Here is an 18,643-nt window from a genome sequence, read left to right as displayed (position 1 = left end):
AGTTTTTTAAGCTTTCGCTCTTTTTATCTTTCCTTCCTCAGCAGAGATTACTATGACATTAGTTCCAACTTTTGTTACACATTCCCATGGTATTTCAACATATTCTTTGCTACCAAAGAAGCTAAACTTACTTGCACTAATACCAACAACCAGGAATTTAAGATATCCTTCTTCGTCAATTATAAAATCAATATTTTGAGCACTGTCATACTTTTCTGCACTTTCTAAGTTGAAAATCTCATATCTTTCCAACTCACTTAAGTTTCTAAGTTGACTCTCTGGCTTTTTTTCATAATATTCAAAATCCTTCATAATAATTACCTCCTTGTTATACATAATATTATGCATACAATAAGTAATATATTACATTACATATACTATAAAAATCCAATCAGTACTTTACTCTACTTAAATAATATATCAACTATACGTCAAACTTACAATAGAAATTTTTCATCAGCACAATTCTTATATGCAACTTTAGAGCTATTTACAATTGAATTTAATTTATCAGCCTCTATTCCTTGCCCAACAAACGCAGTACTTATTATTCCCGGTTTAAAACATCTCTCCAATACATAGTTTATGTCATCATTATCTATTTTGTTAATTCTCTTAATTACATCTTCTTGTGTTTTAATTTTATTTTGTAATAAGAAGCATTTTGCATTAGCAAACATTCTAGATGAAGTACTTTCTAAACCTAATATATAACTTGCTTTAATTTTTTCTTTATTAATTTCTAGTAATTCTTTACTTATTCCTTTACTTGCAAAATCATATAAATGTTCATTTATAACACTTATTGCTTTATCGCAATACTTATTACTTAACCCAGTATATATATTCATTGTTCCAACACCTAAATAAGGTTGCATGTAGGAATAAACGCTATAACATAATCCTAATTCTTCTCTAACCTTTTGGAAAAGTATTGATGATGCACCACCACCAAATATATTATTTAGCAATACTAAAGAGTAAGATTTATCATCAGCGTATGGTAATCCATTTAAACCTAAATTTATATGAACTTGCTCTATTTGCTTTTCTGTATATTTACTATCATGCTTTAATGTAATAGATTCATATGTTGGATTATATATATCATCCTTACTCCATTTTCCAAAGTACTCTTCAATAAGCTTTCTTAATTCCTTCTCATCAAATTTTCCACAAATACTAAGCACAGAATTATAAGGAGTATAATGTGTTCTAATATAATCTTTAATCTTCTTTCTAGTAAATGATTTTATTTTATCAGGTGTCCCTAAAATAGGATATGCTAAAGAATTATCTCCAAATATAGCTTCTGAATGTATCTCATCTAATACATCTTCCGGGTTATCTTGACTCATATTTATTTCCTCAATAACTACACCCTTTTCTTTTTCTATTTCTTCTTCATCAAATTTTGAATTTAATATCATATCAGAAATTACATCTAGACATAAATCAACATGAGTATTTAATGCTTTTATATAATAACAAGTAGTTTCTTTACTTGTATAAGCATTAATTTGTCCACCTATATTCTCTATTTCTTGTACTATTTCTTTTGCACTTCTTTTATCAGTACCTTTAAAAAACATATGCTCTATAAAATGAGAAATACCATTAACATCTTTACTTTCATTTCTTGAACCATTTTGAACCATTATTCCTACACTTATAGAATTAACATGCTCAATATATTCTGTTACAACTCTTAAGCCATTATCTAATGTATATAAATTAAACATATTTACCTCCATTTTTATCGATTTGCTTTTAGTTTATTTTAATCTTATCATATTTATTCTATATAGTAAAAAAAAGAGAATTTAAAATAATTCTCTTTTAACATTTTTATTATTCAGTTGCCTCATCTTGTGGAAGAGCATCTTTTCTTGAAAGGTTAATTCTTCCTTGAGAGTCTATTTCAGTTACCTTAACTAAGATTTCATCTCCAACTGATACAACATCTTCAACCTTTTCTACTCTCTTCTTATCTAATTTAGAAATATGACAAAGTCCTTCTTTATTAGGTAAGATTTCAATAAATGCACCAAATGCAGCTATTTTAGTTACTTTTCCTAAGTAAACTTCACCTGCTTGAACTTCCTTAGTTAATCCTTCAATAATTCTAATAGCTTCATTTACTCCATCATGATCTGGTGAAGAAACAAATACTGTACCATCTTCTTTAATATCAATCTTAACACCTGTATCAGCTATTATCTTATTAATAACCTTACCACCTGCTCCAATAACATCTCTTATTTTTTCTGGATCGATAGAAATAGTTGATGTTTTTGGCGCAAATTTAGATACTTCTGATTTTGGTTCTGGAATACACTCGTTAATCTTATCTAAAATGTGTAATCTAGCCTTTCTTGCATTTTTAATTGCTGTTTCAATTACATTAAAGCTTAATCCCTTAATTTTAGTATCAACCTGAATTGAAGTTATACCTTCAGTTGTACCAGCTACTTTAAAGTCCATATCTCCAAAGAAATCTTCAATTCCTTGTATATCAGTTAAAACTTCTTCTTCACTTAAATCTTCTGATGTTATAAGACCCATTGCAATACCTGCTGCTGGTCTCTTAATTGGAACACCTGCATCTAGTAATGCTAATGTAGATCCACAAACTGAAGCTTGAGAAGTCGAACCATTTGAGCTTAATACTTCTGAAACTAATCTAATTGTATATGGGAATTCTTCTTCTGAAGGAATAAGTGGTTCTAAAGCTCTTTCAGCTAAAGCTCCATGACCTATTTCTCTTCTACCTGGACCTCTTAATGGTTTTACTTCACCAACAGAGTAAGCAGGGAAATTATAGTGGTGCATATATCTTTTAGATTCTGTTTCACCTATACCATCTATAATTTGAATATCTCCAACAGCTCCTAAAGTAGCTACAGTCATAACTTGAGTTAATCCTCTTGTAAATAAACCTGTTCCATGAGTTCTTGGAAGTAAATCTACTTCACATGAAATCTTTCTTATCTCGTCAAAAGCTCTTCCATCTGGTCTTCTAGAATGGTTTAAAAGCATATCTCTAACTACTTCTTTTTGCATGTTATAAACTATTTCTTTAGAATCTGCAAATGTATCTGGATACTTTTCTGCAAATTCTTCAGTTATTTTATCGTTTACTGCATCCATTGCTGCATTTCTCTCATCTTTATCAGTAATCCACATAGCTTCTTTTATCATTTCGCCAGCGAATTCTTGAATATCTTTTGTAAGCTCTGCATCTGGCTTATAAAGAACAGGTTCATCCTTTTTCTTTCCGAATTTAGCCATAGCTTCTTCTTGGAATGCAACTATATCTTGACACTTTTCAAAACCATATTCAATTGCTTTAATCATTGTATCTTCTGGTATTTCATTTCCACCAGCTTCAATCATCATAACTCTTTCTTTAGTTGCACAAACAGTTAATTGAAGAATACTTTCTTCTCTTTCTTTTGAAGTAGGATTTAAAACAAAATTTCCATCGATTAATCCAACTTGCACTGCTGCAACTGGAGTTGTAAAAGGAATACTTGATAGAGATAATGCCATTGATGCTGCATTAATTGCTAGAATTTCTGGTAAGTTATCTTGTTCTACAGATACAACTGTACAAACCACTTGAACATCATTTCTATATCCCTTAGGGAATAATGGTCTTAATGGTCTATCTACAGCTCTTCCGAAAAGAATTGCATTTTCTGAAGGTCTACCTTCTCTTTTTATAAATCCGCCTGGTATTTTACCAACTGCGTATAATCTTTCTTCATATTCAACACTTAATGGGAAGAAATCTATTCCTTCTCTTGGTTTTTCTGAAGCATTAACATTTGTTAATATTACTGTATCTCCATAGCTCATAAAAATAGCTGCATTTGATAACATTCCAACTCTACCAAATTCAACTTTCATATTTCTACCAGCTATATTTCTTTCTAGTATATTAGTCATTTAATAACCTCCCTTCAGGTTTTACGGTTCTACTAATTTAATTTTTTTAAAATAATAGAGCGGATAAAACCCGCTCTATAAAGACTATCTTCTTAAGCCTAATTGTGCTATTATAGCTCTGTATCTTTCGATATCTTGTTCAGCTAAGTAATTTAAAAGACCTCTTCTTTGTCCAACCATCATTAAAAGACCTCTTCTTGAGTGGTGGTCTTTCTTGTGAACTTTTAAGTGTCCAGTTAATGAGTTGATTCTTTCAGTTAAAAGAGCGATTTGAACTTCTGGTGAACCAGTGTCTCCTTCGTGTCTTCCGTATTGTTTGATTAATTCTTGCTTTCTTATTGCGTCCATAATGACACCTCCAGTTAATTTATCCCCTATTTCCAGGAAAAGAGAAATCACCCTCAAATCTTAGAAGTAGGTTCTTCATGAAATATTATAGCAAAGTAAGTCTATCTTGTAAACATAATTTATAATTTTAAATTTATTTAGCTTTTATTATCTAATAATAAAAAATTATATATTATTTTGGCTCACAACTTCTCTACTTTTCTCTGCAAATTTTTTGTCTTTTTTTAATTGTTCAATCAATTCATTAAGATTATTAAATTTTATTTCATCTCTTATTCTATCAATAAAATAAATATTAATTTCTTTTCCATATATATCATTACTAAAGTCTAATATATAAGTCTCTACAGTTAATTCTTGCCCATTTACAGTAGGATTATTCCCTACTGAAGTAATTCCTTTAAAAATTTTTTCATTAATTTTTACATTGGTGTAGTAAACACCTTTTTTAGGAATAACCTTTTCCTTATTAATTTCTAAATTAGCTGTTGGGAATCCTATAGTTCTTCCTAACTTTTTACCATCTACTACTTTTCCTGAAAGCATATATGGTCTAGATAACATATTAAATGCTTTTCTTACATTTCCCTCTATTAACTCTTTTCTAATAGATGTAGAACTTATTATTTCATCATGAATTTTATAAGGTTCCATTACATATAATTTATAATTATATTCTTCCTGAAACTTTTTTAAAAGCTCAACATTACCTAAATTTTTATAACCAAATTTAAAATTAAATCCTACAACAATTCCTTTTACATTGTAGCTTCTACATAACCATTGTATAAATTCCTCAGGCATCATCTTCATAATTTTTTCATCAAAATCTTTAAATGCCAGTATATCTATTCCTTCATTTTGTAAAAGCTTAACTTTCTCTTCATTGGTCATAATTAACTCTAATTTATTATTAATATTTAAAAATCTTCTAGGATGATTTTTAAAAGTAAAAACAACTGATTTACCACTATTTTCTATAGCTAAACTTTTGACTTTTCTTACTAATGATAAATGTCCTAAGTGTAATCCATCAAAGCTACCAAGAGCTATATAATTGTTTCTACTTTCTTCATCAAAAGCCTTGTTATCATATATTAGCATTATTTTTTCTCCTATGTGATTAGTAACTTCTCTATTTTAAAGCCAGCATCATTTCTTTCACCTAGGCCTATAAAATTATTATTTTCATCATATACTCTATATAATGTATTATTAATAACCTTATCTTTAGTAAATCTACTATCAGCAACCCTTACTCCATTTACAAGAAGTTTTACATACTTTCCATGGACTGTAATTGCTTCATATTTGTTTAGTGCTTCTTCCATTGTTACAATATAATTGTCTATATTTTCTTCTGTTAAATCATTAATATTAATTGAATTTTCTTGTGAAAATACAGAAGTTTTTGCTCTATTTAATTCTGTCATAGTTGCAAATACGCCTAACTTTTCTCCTATATCATAACATAGACTTCTTATATAAGTACCTTTAGAACATGTAACTTTCATAGAAATATAAGGATTATTTATCTTAATATCTTCTATATTATAGATTTTTATTAATCTACCTTGTCTTTCTACTTCTATTCCTTTTCTAGCTAGCTCATAAAGTCTAACTCCATTTTGCTTTAAAGCCGAATACATAGGTGGAACTTGAGAATACTCTCCTATAAAATCTTTAATTACGCCTAATATATCCTCATCTCTTAAATTAGAAGTATCTCTCTTTTCTAAAACTTCTCCTTCTAAATCATAAGTAGTTGTCCTAATTCCCAACTTAAAAGTAACTTCATATATCTTCTCTGAATCCATAATATAATCTATTATTTTAGTTGCTCTTCCAATACATATAGGTAATACCCCTGTTGCTTCTGGATCTAATGTTCCAGTATGTCCAACCTTTCCTGTTTTAGCTACTTTTTTCACTACTCTAACAACATCAAAAGATGACATCCCTTTTGGTTTAAAGATATTTAAAACTCCATTCATATCTTACAACTCTTTCTGTATTTCATTTAATATTTCATATTTAGCTTCTTCCATTGACATATTTCTTATTTTTATACCTGAAGCTCTTATATGACCACCACCGCCAAAAACTTCTGCTATTTTCCTTACATCAACATAACTCTTAGCTCTAAGGCTAGCTTTAACACCATCTTCAACTTCTTTTAATAATAATGTTACTTCAACACCTTTAATTTGAAGCCCATAAGAAATTATATCTGATGTATCTCCTATATCAATTCCTAAATCTGCTGTAAAGTTTTTATCTATTTCTAATAATGCAACCTTTCCATTTAAAATAAGTTGCATATTACTCAATGCTTTTCCAATTAATTTGATTCTGCTAAAATCTTTATTATCAAAAAGACTTTGGTAAATAAAAGTATTATCTACACCTATTTTCTTTAATGTTGCAGATATCTTATGTGTTCTTTCTGTTACGTTAGAATGTCTATAAGCACCTGTATCTGTTACTATTGAAGTATACATACAAGTTCCTATATCTTTTATAACGCTATTTTCTTTTTCAAAACTTATTCCCATTAAATTTAATAACTCAAATACTATTTCTGCTGTTGCAGCTGCATTTGCGTCTATATAATTAATATCACCATATTTATCATTTGACAGATGATGATCTATATTTACTATTGTGCCAGTGAATTCTTTTAAATTTGCACTTACTCTCTCTAAATTTCCACAATCAAGCACTACTACAATATCAGTTTCATCTACAGGTTCTGTAATTTCCCCAGTAATTTCACCTGCTCCTTTTAAAAACTTTAAATTTTCTGATAAAGTATCCTTTGATATTATGTAACAATCCTTGTTTAAACTTTTTAAAGCGTTAAAAAGTGCAAGAACACTACCTACTGCATCACCATCAGGTGATACATGGTAGGTAATGCCTATTTTTTTGCTTTCTAATATAAATCTTGCAATTTGACTTAATGTCATATTACTTATCTTTTACCTTTTGAATTAATTCTTCAATATGCATTCCATAATTGATTGAATCATCAAGTTCAAATATTATTTGAGGATTATATCTTAAATTAATTCTTTGACCTATTTCTTTTCTAATATATCCACTAGCATTTTTTAGAGCAATAAATGTATTGTTCTTTTCTTCATCATCTTTTCCAAATATACTTACAAATACCTTTGCATATCTTAAATCTTTAGTTACTTTTACATCAGTAACTGATACCATTGCAGTAAGTCTTGGATCTTTTATTTCATTTCTTATTATAGTACTAATTTCTCTTTTTACTTCTTCGTTTATTCTTCCGCCTCTATAGTTAGCCATTTAAAACACCTCTTAAAGCTCTTTTCTTTTAATAGCTTCCATTGTAAATGATTCTATAATATCGCCTTCTTTAAGATCATTGAACTTTTCAACGCTTAAACCACACTCATATCCTTTAGCTACTTCTTTAGCATCATCCTTGAATCTCTTTAATGAAGCTAATGTTGATTCGAATATTACGATACCATCTCTAATTACTCTAACTTCAGAATTTCTTACAATTTTACCATCTATAACATAACAACCTGCTATAGTTCCTACATTTGAAATCTTATATGTCATTCTTACTTCAGCTTTACCATTTATAACTTCTTTATATTCAGGTTCAAGCATACCTATCATAGCAGATTTAACATCTTCAATTGCATCATATATTATTCTATATGTTTTTATTTCGATATTTTCTTTTTCTGATTGAACTGTTGCATTTGAATCTGGTCTTACATTGAATCCAATAACTAAAGCGTTTGAAGCTGCAGCAAGTGTAACATCTGTTTCTGTTATTGCCCCAACAGCACCATGTATTACTCTAACCTTTACATCATCAGTAGATAATTTTTCTAAAGATTGTCTTATAGCTTCTACAGAACCTTGAACATCAGCTTTAACAACTATAGCTAGTTCTTTAACTTTTCCTTCTTGGATTTGACTGTATAAATCTTCTAAAGATACTCTATTAGAAGCTTGGTGACTATCAGCCTTAATTTTTTGTTTTCTAACTTCAGCCATATTTCTTGCAGTCTTTTCATCTTTACAAACTATAAATCTATCTCCGGCAGCTGGAACTTCAGAAAGTCCTAATATTTCAACTGGAATAGATGGTCCAGCACTCTTTATTTTCTTTCCTCTGTCATCGAACATAGCTCTTATTCTACCGTAAGTAGAACCAACTAAGATAGAATCACCTACATTTAAAGTACCATTTTGAATAAGTAGTGATGCAACTGCCCCTCTACCCTTATCTAATTTAGCTTCAATTACAGTACCCTTAGCTTTTCTATTTGGATCAGCTTGTAATTCTTGCATTTCAGCTGTTAATAGTACCATTTCTAATAAGCTTTCTAAGTTTTCACCAGTCTTAGCTGAAACTGGAACACAAATAGTATCTCCACCCCAGTCTTCTGAAACTAATCCATGTTCAGTTAATTCTTGTTTAACTCTATCAACATTTGCTCCTGGTCTATCAATTTTGTTTATTGCAACAATCATAGGAACCTCTGCCGCTTTACAGTGGTTAATTGCTTCCTTTGTTTGTGGCATTATACCATCATCTGCAGCAACAACTAATATAACTATATCAGTAACTTGTGCTCCTCTAGCTCTCATTGCAGTGAAAGCTTCATGTCCTGGAGTATCTAAGAATGTAATCTTTTCTCCATTTAAAGAAACTGTATAAGCACCTATATGTTGAGTTATTCCACCAGCTTCACTAGCAGTAACCTTTGCATGTCTTATAGCATCTAAAAGTGATGTCTTACCATGGTCAACATGCCCCATAATTGTTACTATTGGAGGTCTCTTAACTAAGTTTTCTTCAACAATATCAGTTTCTTCTTCAAAAGCCTCTAATTCTGTTTCTTCTTGTTTCTTTTCAACTAGAACTTCATACTTTTCACAAAGTTTTTCAGCTGTAGCAAAGTCTATTTCTTGGTTAACACCAGCCATTACACCTAAGAATATTAAATTCTTAATAACATCATTTGTTGGCTTACCTAGCTTTTCACATAATTCCTTAACTGTTATTGTTTCACCAATCTCAATTACTCCACATGCAGCTTCAGCATTTTTTTCAGCTTCTTCTTGCTCTATCTCTTTTTTAGTCTTTTTCTTTTTTCTTACGCCTTTATTAAGTGATTCAGCAAGTTCTTCTTCATATTCATCAACTAAACTTTTCTTACCTTCACTATTGCTAGTATCACCTAATAGTTCTTTTATTAATGTTGCATCTTCATCTTCTATTACACTCATATGATTTTTGACTTCAACACCAAATTCTTCCATTAATAAATTTATTAAATCCTTTGAGCTAACGTTAAGCTCCTTTGCCAATTCATATACTCTAATCTTTGACAATAAAATCACCCCCGGTTAATTTCTTACTTCTTCATTTTGGTACAAGGATATTAACTTTTCAGCCATATTTTTATCTACTACAGCTAAAACTTTTAGTTCCTCTCTTCCAATTGGGTTACCTAGTTGTTCTTTCGAAAAGCCTTCTATAAGAGGAATTCCCTTTTCAGCACAATGATTCCTAAACTTCTTTTTAGTACTATTAGAAGCATCATCACTTAGTATTACAAGATAAAAACTACGTCTGTTACGTTGTTCATCACATTTGCTATACCCTTCTATTAAATTCCCTGATCTTTTAGCAAGACCTAAAAAATTAAAAAACTTATTCATTAACTATCTCTTCCCTTAATCTGTTGTATATTTCTTCATCTATTGCAACATCAAGGTTTCTACTTAATCTTTTTGCTTTAAATGCTTTTTCTAAACACTCAATATTTTTGCAAATATAAGCGCCTCTTCCTGCTTTTTTTCCTGTTAAATCAACAGAAACTTCACCTTCTTGGCTTTTTACAACTCTAATAAGCTCTTTCTTAGGCTTCATTTCCATACAACCTGTGCACATTCTTAAAGGTATTTTCTTTACTTTCATAAAAAAATCCCCCTTATTCCTCTATAGCTTCAGCTTGTGATTTACTCTTTATATCAATTTTCCAATTAGTTAGCTTAGCAGCTAATCTTACATTTTGACCTTCTTTACCTATTGCAAGTGATAATTGATTATCATCAACAACAACCTTAGCTGATTTTGAATCTTCATCAACTGTTACACTTAGTACCTTAGCAGGGCTTAAAGAACTTGCTATAAATTCTTCTGGGTTTTTACTCCATTTAATTATATCAATCTTTTCACCTTTAAGTTCGTTTACTATGTTTTGAACTCTTGCACCCTTAGGTCCAACACAAGCTCCCATAGGATCAACATTTTCATCATGAGATACTACTGCAATCTTACTTCTTGATCCTGCTTCTCTTGAGATGCTCTTTATTTCAACAACACCTTCATATATTTCTGGAACCTCTAATTCAAATAATCTTTTCACTAATCCTGGATGTGTTCTAGATACTATTATTTGAGCACCCTTAGAAGTATTTTTAACTTCTACTACATATAATTTAATTTTTTCATTAAATTTATACTTTTCTCTTGGAATTTGCTCATTTGGTCCAATTGCTGTTTCAAGTTTTCCAATATTAACAAAAACATTTCCTTTATCTTCTCTTAAAACTGTTCCAGTTATAATATCATATTCCTTTTCTTTATATTCATTATATATGATACTTCTTTCAGCTTCTCTTATTCTTTGAGTTACTACTCCCTTTGCAAGTTGTGCTGCAACTCTTCCAAAATTCTTTGGAGTAACTTCAAAATCTACTACATCATCTAAATCATAAGTAGGCTTTATTTCTTGAGCTTCTTCTAATCCTATTTCTGTAACATTATCAAAAACTTCTTCAACAACAACCTTTTGAGAATAAACGTGTATTTCTCCACTTTCTCTATCAATTGTTACTTTTACATTTTGTGCTGAAGATGTCGGACCAGCATAATTTTTCTTATATGCTGCAACTAACGCATCCTCAATTGTTGTAAATAATAAATCTTCACTAATACCTTTATCTTTTACTATTTCTTTAAGAGCACCTATAAACTCTTGGTTCATCTTAAATACCCTCCTTACTATATTTCCCCTTCAATATTTGCACTTTTAATTTTTTCTTTTGGTATACTTATTAAAGTGTCTGATTCAACTATTATATTTTCTTCATTAACTTCCTTTAAAATTCCTTTTATACTTTTCTTTCCATCAATAGCTTTTGCAAGCTTAACCATCACTTCTCTACCTACAAATCTCTTATAATGAGCTTCAGTAAATAGTGTTCTATTTAAACCTGGTGATGAAACTTCTAAGAAGTAAGCTTCTGCTATAGGATCTTTTTCATCCATAAGATCACTTACTCTTCTTGAAAGAGCTTCACAATCATTTAAAGTGATGCCGCCTTCTTTTTCTATATATATTCTTAAATAATACTCTCCATTTTCCTTAACATATTCAATATGATATATTTCATAGTTAAGTTCATCTGCTATTGGTTTAACCATTTCATAAATTTGAGTCACTAAGGCATCATTCTTCATAATTATCCTCCTTTGCAATATTCAATTTTTTTGGTAATTTAAAAAATAGATATGTAAAAACGCAACTAAAAAGTAGTTGCGTTCAAATAGAAAGAGCGGGAACAAGCCCCACTCTTCATTTTCTAGCTATTAGTAAATTACTTCTTAATACATCTTAGCATACTTTACTAATAAATACAAGGGGCTATAGCAACATTTAAGTTCCCCATTTAAAACTTGCCCTAATTTGTATTTTTTTATTCAATATAACTAAAAGGAATTATATTATTTATATAACTTTATAAGCTTATCAAAAGATTTTAAAGATTTTTCAATCTTATCATAAGATACACAATAAGATAATCTAAAATATCCTGGACATCCAAAGGTTTTTCCTGGTACTGCTAATATATTAAACCTTTTAGCATCTTCACAAAATTTAACATCATCTTCTATTGGTGATTTTGGAAAAAGATAAAACGCTCCATCTGGTTTCAAGCATTTAAACCCTATAGAAACTAAGTGATTGTACAGCAAATCTCTATTTTTCTTATAAATATTAACGTCAACTTCTAATTTCAAGCTTTCCTTTATAACTCTTTGGAAAAGTGAAGGTGCATTAACGAATCCTAAAATCCTATTTGCTATATTTAAAGCTGCTGTCATATCTTCAAAAGCATTCATTTTAGGATTAACTACAATATATCCTATTCTTTCACCTGGCAGTGATAATGATTTACTATAAGAATATCCTATAAATGAATTATTATAGTAATTTAATATACAAGGTACTTTAATATTATCATAAACAATTTCTCTATATGGTTCATCTGAAATTAAATAGATATCTTTATTAAATTCTAGTTCTTTTTCTCTTAATATATTAGATAATTCCTTTATTGTCTCTTCACTATATATAACTCCACTTGGATTATTCGGAGAATTAATAATTACAGCTTTAGTCTTATTTGATATTTTATTTTTTAATTCTTCTAAATTTAATTGAAAACTATTTGTATCTGCTGATACAACAGTTACTACTCCATCAAAGTTTTTAACATAATTAATATACTCTCCAAAGAAAGGAGCAAAAACAATAACCTCATCTTCTGGGTCTAAGATACTTTTTAAAATTATGTTTAACCCTCCAGCAGCACCACAAGTCATAACTATATTTTCATATTTTAATTTAAGATTATATTCTAATCCTAAATGATTAGCTATGGCTTCTCTAACATCTTCATATCCTGAATTATTCATATATCCATGAATAAAATTTGGCTTTTCTTCATTAATAATTTTATTTATTATCTTTTTAATCTCTTCAGGTGGTTCCACATTAGGATTGCCTATACTAAAATCAAAGACATTTTCTTCTCCATATATACTTGATAATCGCTTTCCTTCTTCAAACATTTCTCTAATAGTAGAACTATTTAAAACCATATCTCTCATCTTACTTGAAATCATTTTTTAGCCCCCTCATCTTAATAATTAATTACATTTATTTTTTATTACCCCAATAGCTACACCTAATATACTTACTTCTTTTCCTTCTAAATATATTTCACTATATTTAGGATTGGCTGGAACTAGCATAGGCTCTTTATTATTTAATTTTAAAGTTTTTAAAGTTGCTTCTCCATCTAAACTTGCAGCAACAATATCATTATTTAGTGCAGTATTTTGTTTCTTAATAACAACTAAATCACCATCATTTATATTCTTTTCAATCATACTATCACCTTTAACATGTAATATGAAAGTGTCTTTTCCTCGTTCTAACCAACTCTTAGGTAAATTAAACTTTTCTTCCACTCCATCATTAATTTCGATAGGATTACCTGCTGCTATATCACTATATACATCTACTTCCACTAATTCCTCTTCATTAAATACAGTATTATCCTCTAAGTAAATTTCTTTTCTAGAAGAGGAACTATCCATATTAAATTCAACAATATTTCTATATTTTAAATTAACATATTGAAATTTTTCCATATAGTTTTTTTCTTTAATTTTCTCTTCTTTAAATTCCTTTTTAAAAGAAAAGCTTCTTCCCTTAAAATCAGCTCCAAGAGTTTTTAATCTTCTCCCCTTTACTAACCAACACATTTTATCATTATAAAATTCATTATTTAAAATAAAAACAAATGATGAATATGCATTGTTAGAATATATACTTTTTACAAATTCAATTTCACCCTTAGTTAATACTTCTATCTCATCTAAAATTATGTGAGTGTACTTTTCTTTATAGTTTTGTCCACATTTTATTGCAAATGATACTTCATCATATGAATCATAATATCCATTATCTCTTAATATAGATGTATATAATTCCATAAGTGTATATATAGAATTTCTACTGTATGAATTTCTTATTAATCTATATTTTCTTCCTTTTCTTTCAACTTCATTATATTCTTCTCTTGTAAAATTACATGCTTTTATCCACATAATTTCATCATATAAATCCTCTATTTTAATTTTATTAATAACTTTAGATTTTTTTCCAAAACATAATACTTTATTATAAAACTCTTCTGTTTTTATGAACTTATATGCTTCATCAAAAGAAATAGCTTTTAAATTCAGCTTATTTTCCTCTATGTATCTTTTAGAAAAGTCCTTTATTAATACATTTATCAAATTAAACTTAACTCTTGATTTTTCCTCAGTAAATAGCGAATAAAATTCACTTACTTTACTTTTTTCTTTATATAAACTTTTACTTTTTTCTAACTTTTCATCATTTGAAGATAAATATAAAATCTTATCTTCATTATATATACAATAATTATTTTCTAAATTTATAACTCTATGCAAAGCTGCAACTGTCTTTCCTGTTAATGATTTTCCTTTCATCAATGAAAAGCCCATATTCTTGTTATTTATAAATCTATTTTGATTTTTTGTTAATTTCATAATTACACCTACCGTTATACCTTCTCATAAGTGAGGTTTTAAATTTCAATTTATTTAATGGAACTTACTCATTTCTTATTTATATAAATGAGTTTCATTGTATTATAAAGAAAAACCCCAAAGAAAAACATAACTTTGGAGTTATAAAATAATTTTATTCATTTATTGATAAAAAGTCAATTAATTCTATTTATTTATTACTTAAATATTCATCTATTGCAGCAGCTGCCTTTTTTCCTGCTCCCAGTGCTAAAATAACAGTTGCAGCACCTGTAACTGCATCTCCCCCTGCATAAACACCTTCTTTTGTTGTAAGACCTGTTTCTTCATCAGCAACTATACATTTCCACTTATTAATTTCTAACCCTTTAGTAGTTGATGAAATTAATGGATTTGGTGATGTTCCAAGAGACATTATTACAGTGTCTACATCCATAATAAATTCTGAGTTTTCTTTAACTACTGGTCTTCTTCTTCCGGAAGCATCTGGTTCTCCAAGTTCCATTTTAACACACTTCATTCCTGTCACCCATCCATTTTCATCTGTTAAAATTTCTGTAGGATTAGTTAATACATCAAATATTACGCCTTCTTCTTTTGCATGATGAACCTCTTCAAGTCTTGCTGGCAATTCTGATTCACTTCTTCTATATACAATATGAGTTTCTGCCCCAAGTCTTAATGCTGTTCTAGCTGCATCCATGGCAACATTTCCTCCACCAACTACAGCTACCTTCTTTCCAACTTTAACTGGTGTATGATATTCCTCTTTAAATGCTTTCATTAAATTTACTCTTGTCAAAAATTCATTAGCTGAAAATACTCCATTAGAATTCTCACCAGGAATTCCCATAAATTTTGGCAATCCTGCACCTGATCCTATAAATACAGCATCAAAACCTTCATCTTCAATTAATGAATCTATTGTAACTGTTCTTCCAACAACTACGTTAGTTTCAATTTTAACACCTAGTTTCTTAATATTTTCTATTTCAGACTTTACTACCTCTTCCTTTGGTAATCTAAACTCAGGTATACCATAAACTAATACTCCACCAGCTTCATGTAAAGCCTCAAATATAGTAACATCGTAGCCCTTCTTAGCTAAATCCCCTGCGCAAGTAAGTCCTGCTGGTCCTGAGCCTATTACAGCTACTTTTTTACCTTTTGATTCTTCTTTATCACAAAGATCAATATTATTCTTTCTTGCCCAGTCAGCTGTGAATTTTTCTAGTTTACCGATAGCAACTGCTTCACCTTTTATTCCTAATACACACTTTCCTTCACATTGAGATTCTTGTGGACATACTCTTCCACAAACAGCTGGTAATGCACTATATTTTGCAATCTCTTTTGCAGCTCCTTCAAAATCGCCCTCTTTAACATGAGATATAAATCCAGGAATATCTATTGATACCGGACATCCACTTACACATTTTGGATTTTTACATCCTAAACATCTACTTGCCTCATTTAAAGCTCCTTCTTCATCATATCCTAAACAAACTTCGTCAAAATTTTTAGCTCTTACACTAGGTTCTTGTTCCCTTACAGGTGTTCTTTTCATTCTATCTACAACTTTATTCATTACTTATGTCCTCCGCATCCGCAACCTTCTCTATGATGTGTGTCGCCTTCTTCTAATTTAAGCATAGCTCTTCCCTCTTCACTTTTATAAAGAGATTGTCTTCTCATACTTTCATCAAAATTTACAAGATGTCCATCAAATTCTGGGCCATCAACGCACGCAAATTTAACTTCATCTCCAACTGTTACTCTACAAGCACCGCACATACCTGTACCATCAACCATAATAGGATTTAAACTTACTGTAGTTTTTATTCCAAGATCCTTAGTAAGTATTGACATAAATTTCATCATTATCATTGGTCCTATAACAACTGCATGATCATACTTCTTTCCTTGATTATTTACTAAGTCCAATAAACAATCTGTAACTCTACCATTAAATCCATAAGAACCATCATCAGTAGATATATATAAATTTTTAGCTACTTTTTTCATCTCTTCTTCTAATATTATTAATTCCTTATTTCTTGCTCCAATAATAACATCAACATCAATATTATTATTATAGAACCACTTTACTTGCGGATAAACTGGTGCTGCACCTACTCCTCCAGCTACAAATAAAATTTTCTTATTTTTAAGTTCATTTAAATCTTCATGAATAAATTCACTTGGTTGCCCTAACGGACCAACAAAATCTTGTATATATTCACCAACTTCGAACTTAGCTAACTCTTTTGTTGCATATCCAACTGTTTGAAAAACTATTGTAACAGTCCCCTCTTCTCTATCATAATCTGCAATAGTTAAAGGAATTCTCTCCCCCTTATCATCATTCTTTATAATAATGAATTGTCCAGGTTGAGCAGATTTAGCAACTCTCGGAGCTTCAATATCCATTAAATATATGTTCTCTGTTAATAATCTTTTACCTGTTATCTTATACACTTTAATACCCCCATAATTTTCTTACGTTATAATTTTATAAACAAACTTTTAATTTAGAATATTCTTTATAAGTTTAGGAATGCACTTTTAAATTTCTTTTCTTAAAAATGCATTCTTAAATTAATAAACTACTTATTAGAAATCTACTCTATTTCCATAGAATGTACATGAAAGAAGCTTTTCCATAGTCTCATCATCAATTGTTCTTGGATTAGAACCAGTACATGCATCTAATACAGCATTATGAGCTATATGTTTAACATTAGCTAAGAAATCTTCTTCAGTTACTCCATACTCTTTCATTGATAATGGTATATTTAAAGCTTCATTAAATTCATTTACTTTTCTTATTAATGAATCTGTTAACTCTGAATCTGTATTTCCTTCTAACTTTAACACTCTTGCTATATCAGCGTATCTATTCTCACATTCTAACCTATTATATTGAATTACATAAGGTAAGAATATTGCATTAGCACATCCATGCGGAATATGGAATACAGCTCCAACTTTATGAGCCATTGAATGTACTATACCTAATAAAGCATTGCTAAATGCCATACCTGCTAAACATTGTGCTTCATGCATTAAATTTCTAGCTTGTACATTTCCTTTAAAAGACCTAACTAAATATTCATTAACCATTTCAATAGCCTTTAAAGCTAATGGATCAGAAAAATTTGATCTTAATGAAGCTGTATATGCTTCTATTGCATGTGTTAAGGCATCCATTCCAGTATGAGCAACAAGCTTAGCTGGCATTGTTTGTGCTAATTCAGGATCAACTATTGCAATGTCTGGAGTTATATTAAAATCAGCTAAAGGATACTTAATCTTAGCTTTATAATCAGTAATTACAGAAAAGGCAGTTACCTCTGTAGCTGTTCCTGAAGTAGATGGTATCGCAACAAATTTGGCTTTTTGTCTTAATTCAGGTAAACCAAAAGGTACAACAGCTTGTTCAAAAGTAAAATCAGGATATTCATAAAAAATCCACATTGCTTTTGCTGCATCTATTGGTGAACCACCTCCCATAGCTACTATCCAATCAGGTTCAAACTCTCTCATTACAGCTGCTCCACTCATAACAGTTTCAACTGATGGGTCCGGTTCTACCCCTTCTATTAATTTAACTTCTATTCCAGCTTCTTTTAAATAACTTTCTACTTTATCTAAAAAACCATATCTTTTCATTGAGCCTCCGCCAACTACTACTACTGCTCTTTTTCCTTTTAAAGTTTTTAATACTTCTAAAGAACCCTCACCATGATAAATATCTCTTGGTAATGTAAATCTTGCCATATTTTCTTCCTCCTCAAATATTTTATCAATACATCTTTATATACCCTTTAAATATATTACTAATAAGTAATATATTTAAATTATATCATATTTTTTCCAACTTAACATGTGTTTTTATATATAAAA

At 29.6% G+C, this 18,643-nt stretch carries 18 protein-coding genes; all 18 read right to left on the bottom strand.

Annotated elements, in window-relative coordinates; genetic code table 11:
- Positions 1–6: 6 nt before the first annotated feature.
- The 18 genes from Q0G30_RS02030 to Q0G30_RS01945 all read right to left on the bottom strand — a co-directional run bounded on the left by Q0G30_RS02030 (position 7) and on the right by Q0G30_RS01945 (position 18,517).
- A complete protein-coding gene (locus Q0G30_RS02030; protein ID WP_294385824.1) occupies positions 7–312 on the bottom strand; it encodes a YlmC/YmxH family sporulation protein in 306 nt (101 codons plus the stop codon).
- Between the two features lie 125 nt (positions 313–437).
- The gene (locus Q0G30_RS02025) at positions 438–1,742 is read right to left on the bottom strand and encodes a pitrilysin family protein (protein ID WP_294385823.1); all 1,305 of its coding nucleotides are present in this window, start codon (positions 1,740–1,742) and stop codon (positions 438–440) included.
- Positions 1,743–1,851: 109 nt separating this feature from the next.
- Positions 1,852–3,951, bottom strand: a complete 2,100-nt coding sequence (locus Q0G30_RS02020; protein ID WP_294385821.1) for a polyribonucleotide nucleotidyltransferase — start codon at positions 3,949–3,951, stop codon at positions 1,852–1,854.
- 84 nt (positions 3,952–4,035) lie between these two features.
- Positions 4,036–4,299 (bottom strand): 30S ribosomal protein S15, encoded by a 264-nt coding sequence (gene rpsO, locus Q0G30_RS02015; protein ID WP_133014141.1) that lies wholly within the window; start codon positions 4,297–4,299, stop codon positions 4,036–4,038.
- Positions 4,300–4,464: 165 nt separating this feature from the next.
- A complete protein-coding gene (locus Q0G30_RS02010; protein WP_294385818.1) occupies positions 4,465–5,403 on the bottom strand; it encodes a bifunctional riboflavin kinase/FAD synthetase in 939 nt (312 codons plus the stop codon).
- A gap of 11 nt (positions 5,404–5,414) precedes the next feature.
- Positions 5,415–6,293: a tRNA pseudouridine(55) synthase TruB gene (truB, locus tag Q0G30_RS02005; protein ID WP_294385815.1), complete on the bottom strand. Its 879-nt coding sequence runs from the start codon at positions 6,291–6,293 to the stop codon at positions 5,415–5,417.
- 3 nt (positions 6,294–6,296) lie between these two features.
- A complete protein-coding gene (locus tag Q0G30_RS02000) occupies positions 6,297–7,268 on the bottom strand; it encodes a bifunctional oligoribonuclease/PAP phosphatase NrnA (RefSeq protein ID WP_294385814.1) in 972 nt (323 codons plus the stop codon).
- Between the two features lies 1 nt (position 7,269).
- Positions 7,270–7,620, bottom strand: a complete 351-nt coding sequence (rbfA, locus tag Q0G30_RS01995) for a 30S ribosome-binding factor RbfA (protein ID WP_294385811.1) — start codon at positions 7,618–7,620, stop codon at positions 7,270–7,272.
- A 12-nt stretch (positions 7,621–7,632) separates the two neighbouring features.
- Complete coding sequence (gene infB / locus Q0G30_RS01990; protein WP_294385808.1) at positions 7,633–9,693, bottom strand: translation initiation factor IF-2; 2,061 nt, start codon at positions 9,691–9,693, stop codon at positions 7,633–7,635.
- 15 nt (positions 9,694–9,708) lie between these two features.
- Entirely contained in the window at positions 9,709–10,023 is a 315-nt protein-coding gene (locus Q0G30_RS01985) for a ribosomal L7Ae/L30e/S12e/Gadd45 family protein (protein ID WP_294385804.1), read from the bottom strand.
- The gene (locus tag Q0G30_RS01980) at positions 10,016–10,282 is read right to left on the bottom strand and encodes a YlxR family protein (protein ID WP_291676805.1); all 267 of its coding nucleotides are present in this window, start codon (positions 10,280–10,282) and stop codon (positions 10,016–10,018) included. Before Q0G30_RS01980 ends, Q0G30_RS01985 begins: the two co-directional genes overlap by 8 nt.
- Before the next feature lie 13 nt (positions 10,283–10,295).
- Positions 10,296–11,354 carry a transcription termination factor NusA gene (gene nusA, locus Q0G30_RS01975; RefSeq protein ID WP_294385801.1) on the bottom strand — a complete coding sequence of 353 codons (1,059 nt, stop codon included), beginning with the start codon at positions 11,352–11,354 and terminating at the stop codon, positions 10,296–10,298.
- 17 nt (positions 11,355–11,371) lie between these two features.
- Positions 11,372–11,830: a ribosome maturation factor RimP gene (gene rimP, locus Q0G30_RS01970; protein ID WP_294385798.1), complete on the bottom strand. Its 459-nt coding sequence runs from the start codon at positions 11,828–11,830 to the stop codon at positions 11,372–11,374.
- A gap of 264 nt (positions 11,831–12,094) precedes the next feature.
- On the bottom strand, positions 12,095–13,279 hold the full coding sequence (locus Q0G30_RS01965; RefSeq protein ID WP_294385795.1) for a pyridoxal phosphate-dependent aminotransferase: 1,185 nt from the start codon (positions 13,277–13,279) through the stop codon (positions 12,095–12,097).
- Positions 13,280–13,303: 24 nt separating this feature from the next.
- Entirely contained in the window at positions 13,304–14,737 is a 1,434-nt protein-coding gene (gene lexA / locus Q0G30_RS01960) for a transcriptional repressor LexA (RefSeq protein ID WP_294385793.1), read from the bottom strand.
- Positions 14,738–14,927: 190 nt separating this feature from the next.
- Positions 14,928–16,325: an NADPH-dependent glutamate synthase gene (gene gltA, locus Q0G30_RS01955; protein ID WP_294385791.1), complete on the bottom strand. Its 1,398-nt coding sequence runs from the start codon at positions 16,323–16,325 to the stop codon at positions 14,928–14,930.
- Positions 16,325–17,215, bottom strand: coding sequence for a sulfide/dihydroorotate dehydrogenase-like FAD/NAD-binding protein (locus Q0G30_RS01950; protein WP_294385787.1), 891 nt, complete (start codon positions 17,213–17,215; stop codon positions 16,325–16,327). Before Q0G30_RS01950 ends, gltA begins: the two co-directional genes overlap by 1 nt.
- Before the next feature lie 135 nt (positions 17,216–17,350).
- On the bottom strand, positions 17,351–18,517 hold the full coding sequence (locus Q0G30_RS01945; RefSeq protein WP_294385784.1) for an iron-containing alcohol dehydrogenase: 1,167 nt from the start codon (positions 18,515–18,517) through the stop codon (positions 17,351–17,353).
- Positions 18,518–18,643 lie beyond the last annotated feature (126 nt).

The organism is uncultured Clostridium sp. (assembly GCF_934754925.1).
Classification (GTDB): domain Bacteria; phylum Bacillota; class Clostridia; order Clostridiales; family Clostridiaceae; genus Clostridium.
Note: the sequence above shows the minus strand (reverse complement) of the source record. Positions and strands in the feature narration are given on the sequence as shown.